A 19339-nucleotide genomic window follows, 5' to 3' on the forward strand; every position below is an offset into this window, starting at 1 on the left:
CGCCGTGCTCGGCCCTCACCGACCGCGGACGCGGCTCGCGACGGCCACGGTCAAGACGGCGAGGAGCGCCGCGACGACCCCGAACCCGGGATTCTCGTCGTCGGTGGCCCCGTCGTCGCCGCCGGAGCCGTCTCCGCCGCTCCCCGCCCCCTCGTCGTCGGAGTCGTTCCCGACGGGCTCCTCAGACTGCTCGACCCCCGTCACGGTTATCGGGTCGGCCGTCGCGTCGTCGTTCCGGGCGACGACCGTCCGGTCGCCGGCGGTCCGGATCGGCAATTCGAGCTCGCCGCGGTCGTCGGTCTCCCCGACGACCTCGCCGTCCACTTCGACGGTCGCGCCCGCGACCGGCTCGTCGTAGGCGTTCCGCACGGTCACGCGCGTCGTCTCGCCGACGATGACTGCCTCGTTCGCCGCGGAAACGGAGAGGGCGGCGCTCCGCTGCGCGGTGGCGTTCGCGCTCACCGGCGACTCCCGCACCCTGACCCGTTCGACGGACGGCTCGTACCCCTCCTTGACGACCTCGACGGTGTACAGCGCGTTCACGGGCACGGTGAGCGAGGCCGTCCCCTCGGTCACGCTCACCCGTCCGTCGAACACCGACGAGGAGGCCCGCACCGCCCCCGCCTCGATCGGCATCGGCGGGTCGAAGTGGTCGTCGAACGTGCGGACGTCGAGGGTCGTGGTGCCGCGTTCGATCGCGATCTCGGTCTCGTTGTCCTCGCCCACCGTCACGGCGCGCGACGACTCGAAGTACCCCGGCTTCACGACGATGACGTCGTAGTCGCCGCGCTCGAGGCGCGCCGTCTCGTAGGTGCCGTCCGAGCCGGTCTCCCCGCGGTCGACCGTCCGGCCGTCCTCGCGGACGGTCACCCGCGCGTCGGCCTGCGAACGGTTCTGGCCGTCGACGACCGACACGAGCGCGGTCCCGCTCCGGGTGACGCCGAGGTCGACGTCCCTCGCGGTCGCGTTGTCGATCCGAAGCGGCCGATTTCGGACGTAGGTGTCGTCGTCGACGTCGAGTTCGACGCTCGCTCCCTCGGGCACGTCGAGGAGCACGTTCCCGTTGCTCGCCGTCGTCCCGGACGCGGTCCCCGTCTCCCCCGACTCGGTCTCCCACGCCGCCTCGACGGTCACGCCGCCGAGCGCGTCGCCGTCCTGATCGGCGACGGCGACGGTGAGCGTCACCGGGTCCGCCTGCTGACCGACCACGCCGCCGGCCGCGACGGCGGCGACGAACAGGGCTACCGCGAGGACGAGGACCGGGCGTGAGACGTTCATATACGGCACGCTAAACGCGCCGGTCATATATTGGTATGGGGCTGCTACCGGTCTCGCCCGCGAGGCCGCGGTCGGCTCCGAGCGGGCGCAGTCGCTCAGGCCGCGAGGCGACCGCGCGGGCCCCTGGTCGGGGCGGTTCGATCCGAACCGTTCCCACGACTCCGCCGTATTCAAATACGCGCGCGCAGACCAACGCGTATGGAGCAGATCGACGACCAGTACGCGCCCGCGGACGTCGAGGCCGCGGTCGACGAGTACTGGGACGACCACGACGCCTACGAGGCGGCGAAGGAGGCGCACGCCGACGACCCGCCGTTCTTCTTCGTGGACGGCCCGCCGTACACCTCCGGGCAGATGCACCTCGGGACGGCCTGGAACAAGACGCTGAAAGACGCCGTCATCCGGTACAAGCGGATGACCGGCCACCGCGTCACCGACCGCCCCGGCTACGACATGCACGGGCTCCCGATCGAGGTGAAAGTCGAGGAGGAGCTCGGCTTCGAGAACAAGCGGGACATCGAGGAGTACGGGATGGAGTCGTTCATCGAGAAGTGCAAGGAGTTCGCCCTGGAGAACCGGGCGGCGATGGACGAGGACTTCAAGTCCATCGGCGCGTGGATGGACTGGGAGAACCCGTACGAGACCATCTCGCCGGAGTACATGGAGGCCGCCTGGTGGGCGTTCTCCGAGGTCGCCGACAACGGGCTCGTCGAGCAGGGGAAGCGGTCCATCTCGCAGTGCCCGCGCTGCGAGACCGGGCTCGCCAACAACGAGGTCGAGTACGAGGACGTCGAGGACCCCTCGGTCTACGTGAAGTTCCCGCTCGCCGACCGCGAGGGGAGCCTCGTCATCTGGACGACGACGCCGTGGACCATTCCCGCGAACACCTTCGTCGCCGTCGACGAGGAGCTCACCTACAACGCGGTCCGCGCGGAGAAGGACGGCGAGTCGGAGCTCCTCTACGTCGCCGCGGAGTGCGTCGAGGACGTGCTCGGCGAGGGGCGCTACGAGGACTACGAGATCGAGGCGGAGCTGACCGGCGACGAGCTCGTCGGCTGGGCGTACGACCACCCGCTCGCCGACCGCGTCGCCGAGTACCCCGACTTCGAGGGCGCCGGACGGGTGTACGCCGCGGACTACGTCGAGGCCGACCGGACCGGGCTCGTCCACTCCGCCCCCGGCCACGGGGAGGAGGACTTCCACCGCGGCACCGAGCTCGGGCTCGACGTCCACTGCCCCGTCGGGCCGAACGGCGAGTTCGAGGCGGCCGCCGGCGAGTACGCCGGCCAGTTCGTGCGCGACGCCAACGACGACATCATCGAGGACCTGGTCGCGGACGGCCACATGCTCGCGCACGGCACCGTCGACCACAGCTACGGCCACTGCTGGCGCTGTGACACCGGGATCATCCAGCTGGTCACCGACCAGTGGTTCATCTCGATCACGGACGTGAAAGACGACCTCCTCGACAACATGGAGGACTCGGAGTGGCACCCCGACTGGGCGCGCGACAACCGCTTCCGCGACTTCATCCAGGACGCGCCCGACTGGAACGTCTCCCGCCAGCGCTACTGGGGCGTCCCGATCCCGATCTGGGTCCCCGAGGACGCCGAGGCGGGGAACCTCGACGAGGACATGATCGTGGTCGGCACCCGCGAGGAGCTCGCCGAGCGCGTCGAGGAGGAGGTCGACCCCGAGTCGATCGACCTCCACCGCCCCGCCGTCGACGACCTCACGATCGTCGAGGACGGGACGACCTACCGCCGCGTCGAGGACGTGTTCGACGTGTGGCTCGACTCCTCGGTCGCCTCGTGGGGCACGCTCGGCTACCCGAGCGACGAGGCCGCGCACGACGAGCTGTGGCCCGCCGACCTCATCATCGAGGCGCACGACCAGACCCGCGGCTGGTTCTGGTCGCAGCTCGGTATGGGCACCGCCGCGGTCGGCGAGATCCCCTACGAGGAGGTGCTGATGCACGGCTTCGCCAACGACGAGGACGGCCGGAAGATGTCGAAGTCGGTCGGCAACATCGTCACGCCGGAGGAGGCGATCGACCGCGCCGGCCGCGACCCGCTCCGCACCTACCTGCTCAGCCACGACCAGCAGGGCGTCGACCTCGCGTTCGAGTGGGACGGGCTCGGCGAGATCCAGGGCAAGCTCAACATCCTCTGGAACGTGTTCCGGTTCCCCCTGGAGTACATGGACCTCGACGGCTACGACCCGGCCGACGCCGACCTCTCGGACGGCGAGCTCGAACTCGTCGACGAGTGGGTGCTCTCTCGGCTCCAGTCCGTCGAGGCCGAGGTCGCCGACGCCTGGGACGACTACCGGGTCAGCGACGCCGTCAACGCCGTGATCGAGTTCGTCACGCAGGACGTCTCGCGGTTCTACGTGAAGGCCGTCCGCGACCGCATGTGGGAGGAGGCCGACTCCGCCTCGAAGCGCGGCGCGTACGCCACGCTCGCGACGGTCCTCGACGAGGTGATCCGGCTGCTCGCGCCGATCGCGCCGTACCTCACCGAGCGGATGTACCAGCGGCTCGACGGCGGGGCGACGACGGTCCACGCGCTGTCGTACCCCAAGCCGGACGCGGGCCTGCGCGACGAGGACCTCGAACGCGACGTGGCGGCCTTCCGCGACATCGAGGAGGCGGCCGCGAACGCGCGCCAGCAGGCCGGCCGCAAGCTCCGCTGGCCCGTGCCGCGCGTCGTGGTCGAGACGGACGACGAGACGGTCGCGGGCGCGGTCGACCGCCTCGAACCGCTGATCGCCGACCGCGTCAACGCCCGCGACGTGGTGGTCACCGAGGCCTTCGACGAGCTGGTCGAGACCGCGGAGCCGCAGATGGCCGCCATCGGCCCGGCGTTCGGCGGCGACGCACAGAAGGTGATGGAGGCGGTCCAGGGCGCGACCCGCGCCGAAATCGAGGGCGGCGCGGTCGCCGTCGACGGCGAGCCCGTCGACCTCGACGACGAGATGGTCGAGTACGTCGCGGAGCCGCCGGAGAACGTCTCCGGCGCCGACTTCGAGGGCGGCACCGTCTACGTCGACACCTCGCTGACCGCCGACATCGAGTCCGAGGGGTACGCCCGCGACGTGATCCGCCGGATCCAGGAGATGCGGAAGGAGCTCGACTTAGACGTTGAGGCGCGGATCCGCGTCGGGGTCGCGGTCGACGACGACCGCGTCGCCGGCTTCGTCGAGGACCACGCCGACCTGATCGCCGGCGAGGTGCGCGCCGACGCGTGGCTCGGCGACCCGAGCGACGCCGCCGACGCCGCGGGCGGCCTCGTCGAGGAGTGGGAGGTCGAGGGCGTCGCGGTCACGATCGGCGTCGAGCCCGTCGCGTAGCGACCCGTCGCGTCGCGTTTTTCCCTAACGGGTCGCGGCTCTCGCCCGAGCGATACCGTGGCAACAATACGCATGCCGAAACCTATAGGTGCGTTCTTTACTCACGGTCGAACATGGATGTCCGGGCGGCTCGGCCCGACGACGCGGAGGACCTTCGAACGGCGGTCTCGCGAGCCCGCGAGGAGACGGTGTTCGACGACATCGGCGCGCCCTTACTGGACGTGTCCGCCGCCGGCGTCCGCGAGGCCGCCGCCGAGGCGGAGTGGTCGTTCCTGATGGAACACGACGAGGAGGGACCCGTCGGCCTGGCGATCGCGCACCCCGACCCCGACGGGACGGAGGCGGAGCTGCTGGCGCTGTGGGTCCACCCGAACCGCGCCGGCGAGGGCGTGGCAGACGAACTGCTCGCCCGGGTCGGCAGCGCGCTCGCCGGCCAGGGGATCGAGGTGCTCCGCGCGACGGTCCCCGCGGACCGGCCCAGCGCGGAGGAGTTCTTCAGCGCGCACGGGTTCGCGCCCCGCGGGACCCGCCGCAGCCCGGCGGGCGACGAGTCGGTCGTCGTCGCCGATCCGCGCACCCTCACCTGAGCGCGGACGCGACGGTCGAAAAGCGGTCTTCCGCGCGCCGATTACTTCAGTCGCTCCTGGAGGAACGAGGGGTGAGCCGCGGTGACGCCGTCGACGCCGAGCAGCTGCTCGGAGATGACGTCGCCGAGTTCGTCGCCGTCGCCGGCGCGGACCTCCGCCATCAGCATGTGGTCGCCGGAGGAGGTATACAGCGCCTGGACCTCGTCGAGCGACTTCAGCTCCCGAGTGGCCTCCACGTACTGGCCGGAGTCGACGTCCATCCCCACCATGGCGATCGACTGCGACGAGAGCTTCTTCGGGTCGACCTCCGCCGAGTAGCCGACGATCACGCCCCGCTCCTCGAGGCGGTCGATGTACTTCCGCACCGTCGGCTTCGAGACGTCGGCCCGTTCGGCGATCTCCCCGCAGGACGCCTGTGCGTCCTCTTCTAACACAGAGAGAATCCGTTCCTCCGTCGATACGGTACTCATACGTATCTGTTTGTCACCAACGAAAAAATACCTTGCGAATCAAAAAACGAACCGACTGCGCCGTGAACGGCCGCCGGGCCCGCTCAGGCGTGTTTGTCGAGGAACATGTCGTGGGAGCGCTCCCACTCGTAGTCGTCGTCCCAGTAGCGCTCGGCGAGCGGCTCCTCGGGCATCTCGCCGATCGTCTGCTTCTCCTGGCCGTAGGAGGGGCGCTCCTCGTCGACGTAGAAGCGGCCGGTGAGGACCTCGCCCTCGTACAGCGACTCCTCGGTCTCGCGCATCATCTCCGCGGCCTCGACGCGGTCCGTCTTGTCGAACTCGTAGTCGTCCGAGTCGTTGACGTCGATGTACGGGACGTACTGGCGCGCGTCCTTGTTCCAGGTCGGACACTGGGTGAGGAAGTCGACGTGCGCGAACCCGTCGTGCTCGATCGCCTCGGTGATGATCTCCTTCGCCTGGTTCGGGTTCACCGCGGCGGTGCGGGCGACGTACGAGGCCCCGGCGTTGAGCGACATCGAGAGCGGCTTGATCGGCTCCTTGGCGCTGCCGGAGGGCTGCGTCTTCGACTTGTGGCCCTTCGGGCTGGTCGGAGAGGTCTGCCCCTTCGTGAGCCCGAAGATCTCGTTGTTGAAGACGATGTACGTCATGTCGTGGTTCTCCCGGGCCGTGTGGATGAAGTGGTTGCCACCGATCCCGTAGCCGTCGCCGTCGCCGCCGGCGGCGATCACTTCGAGGTCGGGGTTCGCCAGCTTCGCGGCGCGGGCCACGGGCAGCGAGCGCCCGTGGATCGTGTGGAACCCGTACGTGTCGAGGTAGCTGTTCAGCTTGCCCGAACAGCCGATCCCGGTACACAGCAGCGTCTCCTCGGGCGTGCGCCCGACTTCCGGGAGCGCCTGCTTGAGCGCCTTCAGGACGCTGAAGTCACCGCAGCCAGGACACCAGGTCGGCTGCGGCTCCACGCCGGGGGTGTACTCGTCGCGGTCGATCTCTCGCTCCTCTCCGATCGCTGAAAACGTGCTCATTGGTTAGTCACCTGCGGCTGGGACGAAGGTGGTCTGATGGTCGGACGCGTCGCTGTCCCCCTCGATTATCGCGGCCTCGAACCCGTCGACGACCTCCGCCGGCTCGAACGGGTTCCCGTTGTACTTCAGCAGGCTCGACAGCCGCTCGCCGTAGCGGCCGAGGTTCTTCTGGACGAGCCCGCGGAACTGTCCGGACGCCGTCATCTCGACGACGAGGACCTCGTCGACGCTCTCGACGAAGGCCTCGACCTGCTCGGTCGGGAACGGCAGCATGTCGGAGACGCCGTACGACTTCACCGAGACGCCGGCGTCGTTGAGGCGACCGACCGCCTCCTCGACCGTCCCCTGCTGGCTGCCGAACGTGAGGATGCCGTACTCGGCGTCCTCGGGGCCGGCGTACGACCCCGTGTCCTCGGTGTCGAGGTCCTCGCGGATCGCGGCCAGCTTCTCGGCCCGCCGGTCGATCTGCGCGACCCGGTTCTCCGGGGACTCGCTGATGTGGCCGGTCGGGTCGTGCTCGTTGCCCGTCGCGAGGAAGCGCCCGCCCTTCTGGCCGGGGATCGACCGCGGCGAGACGCCGTCGTCGACGTCGTGCTGGAAGCGGTGGAACTTCCCGTCCCCGCTGTGCGGCTGCTCGGACAGCGCGTCCTCCGAGAGCGTCTTCCCGAGCGTCGGGTTCGGCTCGCGGTCGAAGTGGTCCTTCGGAACGTTCTTCAGCTCGCCGCCGAGCTTCTGATCGTACAGCAGGATCGTCGGGATCTGGTACTCGTAGGCGAGCCGGAAGGCGAGCCGCGACTGCTCGTACGCCTCCTCGACGGTACCCGGGGCCAGCACGACGCGCTGGGAGTCTCCCTGAGACGTGTAGAGGACGTGTTCGAGGTCGGACTGCTCCGGCTTCGTCGGCATCCCAGTCGAGGGGCCGGCGCGCATGGCCTCGACGAGGACGACGGGCGTCTCCGTCATCTCGGCGAGCCCGAGCGGCTCGGACATCAGCGCGAACCCGCCGCCGGAGGAGCCGGACATCGCCTTGACGCCGGCGTGCGAGGCCCCGACCGCGAGCGCGGCCGCGGCGATCTCGTCTTCCACCTGCTCGGAGATCCCGTCGAGCTTGGGCAGGTTCTGCGACATGATGGTGAACACCTCGGTCCACGGGGTCATCGGGTAGCCGGAGATGAACCGGCAGCCCTCGTCGATGGCCCCGTAGGCGATGGCGTCCGAGCCGGACATGAGCAGTTGGGTCTCGTCGTGTTCGCCCGTCGGGACGGAGACGTCGGGCGCGTCGACGTCGTACTCCTCTTGAACCTGCTCGTAGGCGGTCTCGAGGATCTCGAGGTTCGGGTCGAGGATCTTCTCCGGCATCGCGTCGCGCATCAGGTCCTCGACGTGGTCGAGTTCCATGCCGGTCAGCGCGCAGGTCGCGCCGACGCCGGCCGTGTTGCGCATGACCTCGCGACCCATGTCGCGGGCGAGCCCGCGGAGGTCGAGGGGGTATACGTGCCAGTCGTTCTCCTCGGCACGCTCCTCGAAGTTCGGGATCTCCGAGGCGTCGAGCAGCCCCTCGTCGTAGACGATGACGCCGCCCTCGCGGAGCTCGTCTAAGTTCTCCGAGAGCGGTTTGATCTCCTCGTTCCCGTAGACGGCTTCCTCCTGCGGGTTGCGGGCGAACGAGTCGCCGAGCGCGAGCAGGAAGTTGTACCCGTCGCCGCGGGATTCGACGGGGCCCGCCGACGCGCGGACCTCGGTGTACGTGTGACCGCCGCGGATCCGCGACGGGTAGTGGCGATGCGTGAAGACGTTGAGCCCCGATCGCATCAAGGCCTTCGCGAAGTTCTGGCTGGTCGAAGCGATCCCGTCACCGGATCCCCCCGATATCCGCCAGATGAGTTCGTCGTCAGTCATAGTGGTATGTGAGCCCGAGTGGGCCTCGTGGCCGGAAGTTATGCTGGTTCCCTCTTAGGGCTTGCTATGGAATCCCAAGGGACAATCATGAAGGTCTATTAGGGTGCGAAACATTCTCACACCGTCGGCCCGGGGTTCCGCGCCCTTTTACTTCGCCGCGCGCCGAGCGCCCGCATGCTCACGTTCATCGGACTCGGCCTCTACGACGAGCGCTCCGTCACCGTCGAGGGGCGCGAGGCGCTCCGCGAGGCCGACCGCGTCTTCGCGGAGTTCTACACCAGCCGACTGGTCGGCGCCGACGTCGCCGACCTCGAGGCGCACCACGGCGTCGACGTCGAGGTGCGCGACCGCGCCGGCGTCGAGCGGGACCCGGAGCCGATACTCGCGGCGGCCGAGTCCGGCGACGCCGCGTTCCTCACGGCCGGCGACACGATGATCTCGACCACTCACACCGACCTCCGCCTCCGCGCCGCGGAGCGCGGGATCGACACGCGGGTGATCCACGGCGTGACCGCCCAGTCGGCGGCGTCGAGCCTGACCGGCCTCCAGAACTACCGGTTCGGCAAGGCGACGACGCTCCCGTTCCCGTACGCGCACGGCGGCGACGGCGTCCCCGCGAGCGTGGTCGAGACGATCGAGGCGAACCGGGAGCGCGGGCTCCACACCGTCGTCTACCTCGACATCAAAGTGGGGACGGGCCCGACCGGACCGGACCCCGACCACGAGGAGTACATGACGGCGGACGTCGCCGCGGACCTGCTCGCCGACGGCTGGCGCGACGAGCTCGCGGTCGTCGTCGCCCGCGCCGGCTCGCCGGACGCCGTCGTCGCGGCCGACCGACTGAGCGCGCTCGCCGACCGCGAGTTCGGCGACCCGCTCCACCTGCTCGTGATCCCCGGCGAGCTCCACCACGTCGAGGCGGACGCGCTCGTCGGCCTCGCCGGCGCTCCCGAGTCGCTCGTCGACGAGTGAGACCCCCGCGGTGGCGGGACGGACCGGTTTAATCCGACCGCACGCTTGAATATCACGGCCCGCGTTACCACGCAGCATGAACGACGTGCCCGTGGACCGACTCATGTCGACCGACCTGACGACAATCGAACGGGGAGCCGACGCGGCCGACGCGGCGAAGCGGATGCGCGACACCGGCGTCGGCTCGCTCCTCGTCGTCGACCCCGACGGGACGCTGGCCGGACTGATCACCGCCACGGACTTCGTCGCCCTCGTCCGCGACAACGACCCGAAGGACCGGACGCCCGTCGAGGCGTTCATGACGACCGACGTGGTCGCCGTCGGCCGCGAGGACACGGTGGCGGAGCTGGCGGAGCCGACCGCGCACGGCTACACTCACCTCCCCGTCACCGACGACCGCGGGGAACCCGTGGGGATGGTGTCGACGACCGACCTCACGGCGTACCTCTCGCGGGTCGGGTGACGCGCCCCTGACGCCCGCCAGTCCGCCCGATCCTCCCGGCGGTCGACCGGTCCGCTCCGCCGATTGTGCGTTCCGGAAGAGTAATGATATGCGATAACACACAGCGGGGCATGGATCTCGACGACAGGACCCGCGTCGCGGACGTGATGTCGACGCCGCTTGAGACGATCGGCGGGGACGCCCCGGTCCGCGACGCCGCCCGGCTGATGCGGGACGAGAACATCAGCGCGCTCGTCGTGACGACGGGCGGCGGCTGTATCGTCACGCAGAGCGACGTCGTCGCGGCGGTCGCCGAGGGGCGCGACCCGGAGGCGACGACGGTCCGCGACGTGATGACCGAGGACGTCGAAACGGTGACGCCCGACCTCATGCTGGAGGAGGTCGCCGCGATGATGACGATGTACGGCGTGAAACACCTCCCGGTCGTCGACGGCGACTACGTCGGGATGATGTCGTCGACGGACATCGCGGAACACATCTCCTGACGCGGCCCCGTCCGACCCGGCGACGCGCCGTAATCGACGCCGCTCACGACAGCAACAGCGGGAGCCCGACCGCCGCGCCGACGGCGATCAACAGGAGGTTCCAGAGGAACACCGGCCGGACCAGGTCGCGCGCGATGCTCGCCGCGAACGCGGTCTTCACGAGGATGCTGGCGGCCGTCCCGGCGACCACGCCCGCGACCGCGGTGTCGACGCCGATCTGTCCGGTCCCCAGCAGCGAGATCGCCGTGGTCGTCGCGGTCCCCGACGACACCAGCCCCGCGAGGAAGGCGGTGGCGACGAACCCGCCCGCGCCGAAGGCCCGCTCGGCGACCGCGGAGACGAGCAACACGACCAGGAAGAGCGCGCCGAAGGTGAGCGCGTTCCCGAGGCTGAACGGCGAGGTCAGTTCCGCCTCCATCGTCGTCCGCCAGTCGCTGCGCCACACCGCGATCCCGATCCCCGCGACGGTGATCGCGCCGAGCGGCGCGCCGACGACGAGCGCCGCCTCGGGGACGAAGGCCGCCACGACGGCGGCGTTCCGGAGGGCCATGGCGGCGTTCGCGAGCAGGATCGACCCCACCGCGATCTCCCCGAGGTCCGCCCGCCCCTTCGCGCGCTCGGCCATCTCGGCGACGACCGCCGTCGAGTTGACGAGCCCGCCGAAGAAGCCGGTCACCGCGTATCCGCGGCCCTGGTACCGCTTCACCAGCACGTAGTTGACGAAGCCGATGGCGCTGACCGCGACCACGAGCGACCAGACGAGCCGCGGCTGGACCGCGCCCCACGGGTCGATCGTCTCCGCGGGCAGCAGGGGGAAGACGACGAACGCGAGGATGGTGAACTCCACCGCGCTGCGGACCTCCTCGCGCGAGAGCCCCCACGCGAACTGGTGGAGCTCCCGCTTCAACACGAGCAGCAGCGACGAGAGGACCGCCACCGTCACCGACTCGATGAACAGCCCCTCGGCGACGAGCACGCCGACCCCGTACGCGACGAGCATGGACGCCGACGTCGTCAGCGAGAGCCCGTCGACCTCGGGCTCCACGAAGCTCCGGACCGCGAGCAGCACCGCGCTGGCGACCACCAGCGCCCCCCCGACGACGAGGAGTCCCGACTCGCCGAGCAGCGAGAACACCGCGGCCGCGAGGCTGATCAGCGCGAACGTCCGGATCCCAGCGGACTTCTGTGACCACTCCCGCTCTAACCCGAGGAACATGCCGAGCGCGGTCGCTAACACGAGCTTGGCGACGTTCGTCTCGAGGTAGACGAACGGGTCGACCCCGCCTAACACCGCCGCTCACCCCCGTCCGACCGCACCCCGCGGCCGACGCTCGGGGGTCCGTTCCGTGCCCTCGGAGCCATAGTCGTCCGTACCCGACCGTTACGTCTATAGTTTGCTATATAGGAGTATATATCCGGGCGGTGATTCGAGGACGCGACGCCGACGCTACCGGTTCGTCGGTTCGCGCGGGAGGTCGAGCGCCTCCGTCAGGTCGTGTTCCTCGCCGGTGAGGAGGTAGAGCACGTCCTCCAAGATGACGGCCAGTTCGGGCAGCTCCCGGACCGCGAGGAAGGTGATCGCGATGAGCGCCACCACCGCCAGCAGCTGGCTCATGATCCGGTCGGAGATGAGGAACGACACGCGGTACGGGTCGGTCGCGCCGAACATCGTCAACACCAGGTCCGGGTACCAGTGCATGTACTGGTTGCCCGCCACCACCGAAATGAACGTCGTCCGCAGGATGTTCAGGACGTAGATGAGCGGGAGCGACACCGCGAGCGCGCGGAGCTTCCGGGCGAGCGGCGCCTCGACGGCGGCGACGAGCCCGCCGAAGATGGCCATACTCCCAAGCCCCGTACACGCCAGCACGATGTGGATGACGACGGTGTGGCCGTCGTCGAGGGTCCACGAGTACGCCGCCTGGTACCCCTCGCTGCTCGTCACCGCCTCGGGCGCGTACCCGAGGAGGTCGATGAGCGCCCCCGTCTGCGACGCGACGACCTCGATGAGGATCCGGCGGGGCTCCGGGACCGCGACGCCGGCGAACGTGAACGCCGGGATCGTCTCGAACGGGAGGTAGATGAACAGCATGAGCGCGATCGCCCGGGTGAGGGTGAACAGCGACGCCCGGCCGTCGTAGAGGAGGTAGCCGGCGTACACGCTCGCCGGGAACCCGACGAGCGCGAGGATCGACTCGACGTAGCTCTGGTGTTCGAGCGCGAAGTACGGCACCGTCGACAGCCAGAAGATCCCGAACAGCGCCCACGTCGCGGCCGCGAGCGTGCGCCCCGCGGCCAGCCCGCGGCTGTCGAGCAGCCACGCCGTCGCGAAGAGGATCGCCACGATCCACGCGAACGTGAACGTGTCGGGAATCACGCTCAACACCGCCGGCGCGCCGTGGCCGAACATATCCGTGAAGTCGGTCGTCGTCGAATAAAGCCCTTGTCGTTGCGTGCGACGCCGGGGTCAGATCACCGGGTCGAGGCGGGCTTCGCCGCCCGCCGGCGCGCCGCTCGCTCGATCCGAGGAACTACCGTTCCTCGCTGTCGAGGACGCGGATCTGGTCGCCGCGGACCGTCACCGGGATCGGGACGGTCGCCTCGTACAGCTCGACGGTCACTTGGTCTTTCCCCTCGTCGATGCGCTGGACGCGCGCCTTCTCGCCCTTGAACGGGCCGGCGATCAGCTCGACGATGTCGCCCTCGCCGATCCCCTCCACGTCCGGGGTCGGCGAGAGGAAGTGCTCGACCTCGGAGAAGGGGCTCTCGGCGGGCCCGTCGCCGCCCTGGATGACGCCGCGGGCGTGCGGGATCTCGTCGAGGATGCGCCCGAACGCGGTCCCGTCGGTCGCCTCGACCATCACGTAGCTGGTGAGCTGGTCGGGGGCGATGACCGCTTGGATCTCCGGCGCCTCCTTCTCGGCGAGCATGTCGGCGACGGTGCGCTCTTGGCTCGCCGTCGTCTTGACCGAGTAGATCGGCATTACGCGCCGACCCCCGGGAGCAGGCTCATGATCGCGAAGATCAGGAACCCGATGAACCCGATGAGCAGGATACCCGCGCCGGCGATCTTCGACACCTGGAGGAACTCGTCGGTGCTCGGCGTGCTCGCCAGCTTCAGCACCCGAATGTAGCTGTTGAGATCGTACGGAACGTCCATGTTACCAGCGGATTCGAGACGAGACGGTTTTTACCTTTTGATGCGCCCCCGGAACGACGCGGCGCGCGTCCGTTACCCGTGGCCCCTCCTCGGAGCCCCCGCCGCAGGCCCGTCACTCCACGTAGTCGATGTCCTCGACGTCGCTCGGGGCGCCGCCCTCCGGCGGCTCGCCGTTGCTCCCGTAGATCTGCGGCGACTCGACGCCGGTCACGACGATCATCGTGCGCATCTCGCCCTCGAGCTCGTCGTCGACGGAGGTCCCCCAGATGATCCGCGCGTCGGGGTCGATCCGGTCGTAGATCTCCTCGACGACGCCCTCCGCCTCCTCGATCGACATGTCGGTGCCGCCGGTGACGTTCACCAGCGCGGAGTTCGCGCCGGAGATGTCGACGTCGAGCAGCGGCGAGCGCAGCGCGGACTTCACGGAGTCTTGCGCCTTCGAGTCGGAGTCGGACTCGCCGAGCCCGATCATCGCGACGCCGCCCTTCTCCATCACGGTGCGGACGTCGGCGAAGTCGAGGTTGACGAGGCCGGGCATCGTGATGAGCTCCGTGATCCCCTTCACCGAGCGCATCAGCACCTCGTCGGACACCTTGAACGCCTGCCGGACGGGGAGCTTCCCGACCGCGTCGAGCAGGCGGTCGTTGGGGACGACGATGACCGTGTCGCTCACGTCGCGGAGCCGCTCCAGGCCGGCCTCGGCGTTCGTCCGGCGGACCTCGCCCTCGGCCGTGAACGGCGTCGTGACGATGGCGATGGTGAGCGCGCCCGACTCGCGGGCCGCCTTCGCGACGACCGGCGCGGAGCCGGTCCCGGTGCCGCCGCCGAGCCCGGCGGTGACGAACACCATGTCGGAGCCGTCGATGGCGTCTTGGATCTCCTCTTGGGACTCGATGGCGGCCTCCTCGCCCACCTGCGGGAGCGAGCCCGCGCCGCGCCCCTGCGTCTTCTGCTGGCCCATGAGGATCTTCGTGTCGGCCTCGATGTTGACGAGGTGCTGGACGTCGGTGTTGGCGGCGACCAGCTTCGCGCCGTGGATCCCCTCCTCTGTCATTCGGTTGACCGTGTTGCCGCCGGCGCCCCCGCAGCCGACGACCGTGATGTTCGTCTGGAGGTCCTGGAGGACGTCCTGTAGCTCGTCGTCCGTCATCGTCCCGGTCTGCGGCGGCGCGCCGGCGCTCCCTCCGGCGGCGCTCTCGCCGGCTCCCCCGGCGTCGTCTGCGGGGGCCTCTTCGGCTTCGTCGATGGCGTCCTCAACGATAGAGTCCATTATGTCGTGTCGTTGCGACCCGGACGTATTTATTTTTGCCCGATCGTCTGACGCAGGTCGGACGCCGAAATCGGCGGCGTTCGCGGCCGACCACCGAGTGTACGGCTATCACACCGGTTTCCGTCGGCGTCGGCGGCGCTTATAAATCACTCCAGCGCGGCCCCGTCGATCGGGAACCGGTCCGTCCGCGTCCGCGACACGTCGCCCGGCTCGACGGTCTCGCCGTCGACCTCGACGGCCTCCCCGTCCGCGAGGCGCCCGAACGCCGGCCCCTCCGGAACGCCCCGCTCGGCCGCCAGTCCGGGGTCGAACGCCGTCTCGTCGGCGACGACCGCACTCCGCTCGGGCGCCACCTCGACGTCGTCGTAGCACGCCTCCAGCACGCCGGCCAACCCCTCGACGAGGGCCGCGTACCCCGGCGTCTCCGGACCGGCCGCGAACGCGACGCGGCCGGCGGCGCGGGTCCCGCCCTGCTCCGTGTCGAACGCGACGGCGACCCGTTCGACCGCCTCCCGCGCGGCCTCGGCGTCGAGCCCCTGCGCCCGGGCGAGCAGCTCCGCCGGGAGGTCGCGGACGCGGACCGCCGCCTCGAGGCCGACGGCGTCGTCCGCCTCGGCCACCGCCGCTTCGGAGACCTCGTCGACGACCGCGCCGAACCGGAGCCCCTCGTCGACCGGACCGATCGCCGCCTCCAGCCGCTCCACGAGCGTGAGCGGGGCGTCGCCGACCTCGCGCACCCACGTCTCGCTCACCACCCGGTGGCCGAGCTCCTCGACGACCGCGGCGAGCTCCGGGCGGTCGCCGTCGATCACGGCCCGGTCGGCGCGGCTGCGCTCGAAGGCGGCGTCGATCACGTCGCGGTTCGCCGCCGGCGCGCCGAGGTCGGCGAGCGCCCAGTCCGCGCCGACGTGGCCCACCGCCCACTCGGTCTCGCGGACGATCCGCGTGAACCGCGGCGCGTAGTGGCCGCCGCCGAAGCCGACGACGTGGCGGGGGTGCGCCTCGGTCGCGGCGTCGTCGACGAGGTCCGCGCCCGTCCCGCGGAGGTCGAGGACCGCCCGCGCCACCGCCGCGGCCGCCTCGGGGTCTTCCCACTGCGGTTCGTCGGACCCGAGCTCGACGAACAGCGACGGGACGGCGACGTCAGTCGGCCCGTGGTGCGTACACTCGACGCCGACATCGTACCCCCCCGGCGCGTGTCGCGCGAGCGCCTCGACGACGCGCTTCTCCGCGCCCGGCGCGGCCCGCGCCAGCGACTCGGGGTCGCCCCCGTACTTCGCCTCGCCGAAGTTTCCGGTGACGTGCGCGGTCAGGAGCTCCCCCGTCTCACCCGAGTGCCTGGAGACGAACGCGAGGAAGGCGGGGTCGCAGTCGAACGCGGCGGCCGGGTCCGAGAGGCGGATGTGGAGCTCGTCGAACTCGCGGAGCTCGAAGCCCGCGGTCCGGTAGTACGTTCCGCCCCCGTCGGCGTCCGGGCGCGACTCGTCCTCGCGCGCCTCCCAGTCGCCGACCTCCAGCAGCCGTTCGCCGATGTGCGCCGAGGCGCTGTCGGCCCGGCTGACGACGATCGCTATCACGCCACGTGTTCAGCCGGCCGCGGCCGAATACCCGTCGGTTCGGCCTCCGCCGCGGTTCCGCGAGGGGCCGCCGCGACCGCGCCGCTCGGGGTCGTCCCCCGGCTCACGGGAGCAACAGGTACACGAAGACGCCGTAGCCGACGGTGAGGGCGACGCCGTCGACGCGGGTGATCCGCTCGCCGTACGCCATCATCCCGACGACGACCGCCGTGAACGCGAGCAGCGCGGGGAACTCGAAGCCGCGGACGCCCGGCGCGACGCCGATGGGGGTCACCACGGCGACGATGCCGATGACCGCGAGGATGTTGTAGATGTTCGAGCCGACGACGTTACCGACGCTGAACTCGGCCTCGCCGCGCACGGCGGCCACGAGGCTGGCGGCCAACTCCGGGAGCGACGTGCCGAGCGCCAGCACCGTGAGCCCGATGAAGATGTCGGAGAAGCCGGCGGCCGACAGCAGCGACTCGCCGCCGTCGATGAGCCACCGCGACCCGAGGACGAGCGCGACGATGCCGCCGACGACGGCCGCGGCGTCGCGCCCCTTCGCGTCGGGCATCCCGTCACGCTCCTCGTCGGTGATCGCCGACTGGTTCTGCCGGACGCTCCAGAGGATCGCGGCGGTGAACGCGACGAGGACCGCGAGCAGCACCACGCCGTCGAAGAGGCCGATCCGCCCGTCCCAGCCGAGCCCGACGAGCAGCAACGCGGCGAGTATCATGAACGGGACGTGCCGGCGGAACACGGTCCCCGAGACGTCGAGCGGGCGGATGATCGCGGACACCCCCAACACCAGGCCGATGTTGGCGACGTTCGAGCCGACGATGGCGCCCAGCCCGATGTCGGTCGACACCGTCACCGCGCCGAGCAGGGAGACGAAGAGCTCCGGGGCGGTGGTCGCGAACGCCACGACGGTGACGCCGACGGTCGACGCCTTCAGCCCCACGGCGAGCGCGAGGTCGCTCGCGCCCGAGACGAGCAGTTCCGCGCCGGCGTAGAGGAGGGCGACGCCGCCGAGGATCAACAGCAGTTCGACGAGTGGCGACCCGGGCAGCACGGCTCCGGGTTCGCGGGCGGGTTTCAAAAGGATCGTGATTCCGAACCGCCTGCGGCCGCCGCCGCGGACCCGGGATCAGGCGTGCGTCGAGCGGAACTCCCCGTGCTTCACGCCGATCGCGAACGCGAGGCCGCCGAAGACGAGCATCGACGGGACGACCATCATCAGCGTCGTCTGGAGGGGCATCATGCCGCCGCCGATGAGGCCGCCGGCGCCGATCGCGACGATCAGTACGAGGATCGCTGCCGCACGCGGAAGGTCGAACTTCATACGCTTCATACGTCGCGAGCGATCCTAAACGTTCTGTCTGCGGCGCGGCTCACGCCTCGAGTATCTCGTCCTCCTCGTCGTCGGGAATCCGGATCTCGCCGTCGAGCGCGACCGACGCGCGGCCGCCGACGCGGACGCCGTCGGGCTCGACGCGCACGCGGACGTGCCCCGGTCGGTCGAGGAAGTGTCCCTGCTCGAACCGGAACTCGTCCGGCTCGTCCCCGTCGAAGGCGTTGACGTGCCGGAGGTACCCGCCGACCGCCCCGCTCGCGGTGCCCGTGACCGGGTCCTCCGCGATCCCGAGCGACGGGACGAACGCCCGGCCGTGGAGCGTCGAATCGGCGTCGAGCGCGTCGAAGGTGAACGCGTACACGCCCGCCACGTCGAACTCCTCCGAGAGGCGCTCGACGGCGGCGTCGTTCGGGTCGGCCTCGCCCAGCCGCTCCAAGAAGTTCACCGGGACGACGAGGAACGGGAGGCCGGTCGACGCGACCGCGACGGGGAGGTCCGCCCCGACGTCGCGCAGCGCGGCGGGGTCGACGCCGAGCGCCTCGCCGAGCCGGCCGGCGTCCACGTCGACGACCTCGACGCTCGGGGCCTGCTGCCGCATCCAGACGGTGCCGTCGTCGCCGACCGCGACCGTGAGGTCGCCGACGTTCGTGCGGAGCGTGCGCTCGCCGCCGTCGATCGCGCCCTCGGCGAACAGGGCCCCGTAGGTCGCGATCGTGGCGTGCCCGCAGAGGTCGACCTCCGTGGTCGGCGAGAAGTAGCGGAGCCGGTCGTCGGCCGCGCCGTCGCCGTCGGTCAGGAACGCGGTCTCCGAGGCGCCGAGTTCGGCGGCGACCGCGGCCAGCTGTCCGTCGCTCAGTCCCTCCGCGTCGGGGACGACGCCGGCGGGGTTGCCGGCCAGCGGCTCCGCGGTGAACGCGTCGACGAGCAGCGCGCGTCGGGTCTCCATGTCGAACCCCTCCGCGGGTCACGGACAAAAATCCTCCCGAGCGCGGCGACGGCGACGACGCGGTCGACTCGGCTACCCCTGTCGGGCCGCGTCGCCGAACTCGAACCGCGCGCCGCCGCCGTCGGCGGCCGCGGCGCGGACGGTCCACCCGTGCGCCTCGGTCACCGTCTTGACGATGCCGAGCCCGAACCCGGTCCCCTCCGGACTCGTCGTGTACCCCGTCCGGAAGACGCGCTCGCGGTCCGCCGCCGGGATCCCCGGGCCGTTGTCCGCGACGTAGAGGTCGTCGCCGTCTGCGAGCAACACCCGGACGCGCTCCCCACTCATTGTTCGTCCCTCCCGCTGCGACCGCTTGGATATACGGATTTCCGGCTCTGTTGAAATCCTTAAGAACTGATAGGATCTGTGTGCGAGATACAGAGGGTGCGTGTAGCAAGTTCACCTCTTGTCTTTTCGGTCACCCCCAACGAGTCCTCCGTGCGAATGAACTCCTTACAAGAGCGGTGAACTCAACCCAACCGGC

The 19339-nt window shown here is 70.3% G+C and carries 19 protein-coding genes; 5 read left to right on the forward strand and 14 right to left on the reverse strand.

Annotation, left to right across the window (positions count from 1 at the left end; all coding sequences use genetic code 11):
- Nucleotides 1-15 precede the first annotated feature (15 nt).
- Nucleotides 16-1278, reverse strand: a complete 1263-nt coding sequence (locus Q0116_RS08510; RefSeq protein ID WP_297886899.1) for a carboxypeptidase-like regulatory domain-containing protein — start codon at nucleotides 1276-1278, stop codon at nucleotides 16-18.
- 198 nt (nucleotides 1279-1476) lie between these two features.
- On the opposite strand from Q0116_RS08510, the gene ileS reads away from it, so the two are divergent.
- Nucleotides 1477-4629: an isoleucine--tRNA ligase gene (gene ileS / locus Q0116_RS08515; RefSeq protein ID WP_297886901.1), complete on the forward strand. Its 3153-nt coding sequence runs from the start codon at nucleotides 1477-1479 to the stop codon at nucleotides 4627-4629.
- Nucleotides 4630-4742: 113 nt separating this feature from the next.
- Nucleotides 4743-5216: an N-acetyltransferase gene (locus Q0116_RS08520; RefSeq protein ID WP_297886903.1), complete on the forward strand. Its 474-nt coding sequence runs from the start codon at nucleotides 4743-4745 to the stop codon at nucleotides 5214-5216.
- Nucleotides 5217-5257: 41 nt separating this feature from the next.
- Here Q0116_RS08520 and lrpA1 read toward each other — a convergent pair whose 3' ends face one another.
- The 3 genes from lrpA1 to Q0116_RS08535 form a co-directional block, all read right to left on the reverse strand.
- Entirely contained in the window at nucleotides 5258-5686 is a 429-nt protein-coding gene (lrpA1, locus tag Q0116_RS08525; protein WP_297886905.1) for an HTH-type transcriptional regulator LrpA1, read from the reverse strand.
- 83 nt (nucleotides 5687-5769) lie between these two features.
- On the reverse strand, nucleotides 5770-6708 hold the full coding sequence (locus Q0116_RS08530; RefSeq protein WP_297886907.1) for a thiamine pyrophosphate-dependent enzyme: 939 nt from the start codon (nucleotides 6706-6708) through the stop codon (nucleotides 5770-5772).
- Between the two features lie 3 nt (nucleotides 6709-6711).
- Entirely contained in the window at nucleotides 6712-8607 is a 1896-nt protein-coding gene (locus Q0116_RS08535) for a 2-oxoacid:acceptor oxidoreductase subunit alpha (RefSeq protein ID WP_297886909.1), read from the reverse strand.
- A gap of 174 nt (nucleotides 8608-8781) precedes the next feature.
- On the opposite strand from Q0116_RS08535, the gene dph5 reads away from it, so the two are divergent.
- The 3 genes from dph5 to Q0116_RS08550 all read left to right on the forward strand — a co-directional run bounded on the left by dph5 (nucleotide 8782) and on the right by Q0116_RS08550 (nucleotide 10527).
- A complete protein-coding gene (gene dph5 / locus Q0116_RS08540) occupies nucleotides 8782-9579 on the forward strand; it encodes a diphthine synthase (protein ID WP_297886911.1) in 798 nt (265 codons plus the stop codon).
- 76 nt (nucleotides 9580-9655) lie between these two features.
- The gene (locus Q0116_RS08545) at nucleotides 9656-10042 is read left to right on the forward strand and encodes a CBS domain-containing protein (protein WP_297886913.1); all 387 of its coding nucleotides are present in this window, start codon (nucleotides 9656-9658) and stop codon (nucleotides 10040-10042) included.
- Between the two features lie 110 nt (nucleotides 10043-10152).
- Nucleotides 10153-10527: a CBS domain-containing protein gene (locus Q0116_RS08550; protein ID WP_297886915.1), complete on the forward strand. Its 375-nt coding sequence runs from the start codon at nucleotides 10153-10155 to the stop codon at nucleotides 10525-10527.
- A gap of 43 nt (nucleotides 10528-10570) precedes the next feature.
- Here the strand turns inward: Q0116_RS08550 and Q0116_RS08555 are convergent, their stop codons facing one another.
- The 10 genes from Q0116_RS08555 to Q0116_RS08600 form a co-directional block, all read right to left on the reverse strand.
- Entirely contained in the window at nucleotides 10571-11818 is a 1248-nt protein-coding gene (locus Q0116_RS08555) for a DUF4010 domain-containing protein (protein ID WP_297886917.1), read from the reverse strand.
- A 156-nt stretch (nucleotides 11819-11974) separates the two neighbouring features.
- Entirely contained in the window at nucleotides 11975-12937 is a 963-nt protein-coding gene (gene artA, locus Q0116_RS08560; RefSeq protein WP_297886919.1) for an archaeosortase A, read from the reverse strand.
- A 121-nt stretch (nucleotides 12938-13058) separates the two neighbouring features.
- Nucleotides 13059-13511, reverse strand: a complete 453-nt coding sequence (locus Q0116_RS08565; protein WP_017342688.1) for a transcription elongation factor Spt5 — start codon at nucleotides 13509-13511, stop codon at nucleotides 13059-13061.
- A complete protein-coding gene (locus tag Q0116_RS08570) occupies nucleotides 13511-13687 on the reverse strand; it encodes a protein translocase SEC61 complex subunit gamma (protein ID WP_017342689.1) in 177 nt (58 codons plus the stop codon). Before Q0116_RS08570 ends, Q0116_RS08565 begins: the two co-directional genes overlap by 1 nt.
- Nucleotides 13688-13799: 112 nt before the next feature.
- Nucleotides 13800-14957 carry a cell division protein FtsZ gene (gene ftsZ / locus Q0116_RS08575; protein ID WP_053771518.1) on the reverse strand — a complete coding sequence of 386 codons (1158 nt, stop codon included), beginning with the start codon at nucleotides 14955-14957 and terminating at the stop codon, nucleotides 13800-13802.
- Nucleotides 14958-15103: 146 nt separating this feature from the next.
- On the reverse strand, nucleotides 15104-16534 hold the full coding sequence (locus Q0116_RS08580; RefSeq protein ID WP_297886928.1) for a D-aminoacyl-tRNA deacylase: 1431 nt from the start codon (nucleotides 16532-16534) through the stop codon (nucleotides 15104-15106).
- A 103-nt stretch (nucleotides 16535-16637) separates the two neighbouring features.
- Nucleotides 16638-17588, reverse strand: a complete 951-nt coding sequence (locus tag Q0116_RS08585) for a calcium/sodium antiporter (protein WP_297886930.1) — start codon at nucleotides 17586-17588, stop codon at nucleotides 16638-16640.
- Between the two features lie 75 nt (nucleotides 17589-17663).
- Nucleotides 17664-17858, reverse strand: coding sequence for a hypothetical protein (locus tag Q0116_RS08590; RefSeq protein WP_297886933.1), 195 nt, complete (start codon nucleotides 17856-17858; stop codon nucleotides 17664-17666).
- Between the two features lie 49 nt (nucleotides 17859-17907).
- Nucleotides 17908-18816, reverse strand: a complete 909-nt coding sequence (locus Q0116_RS08595; RefSeq protein ID WP_297886935.1) for a PhzF family phenazine biosynthesis protein — start codon at nucleotides 18814-18816, stop codon at nucleotides 17908-17910.
- A 72-nt stretch (nucleotides 18817-18888) separates the two neighbouring features.
- Nucleotides 18889-19236 carry an ATP-binding protein gene (locus tag Q0116_RS08600; protein ID WP_343230109.1) on the reverse strand — a complete coding sequence of 116 codons (348 nt, stop codon included), beginning with the start codon at nucleotides 19234-19236 and terminating at the stop codon, nucleotides 18889-18891.
- Nucleotides 19237-19339: the final 103 nt, after the last annotated feature.

It is taken from the genome of uncultured Halorubrum sp. (genome assembly GCF_937146585.1).
GTDB lineage: Archaea > Halobacteriota > Halobacteria > Halobacteriales > Haloferacaceae > Halorubrum > Halorubrum miltondacostae.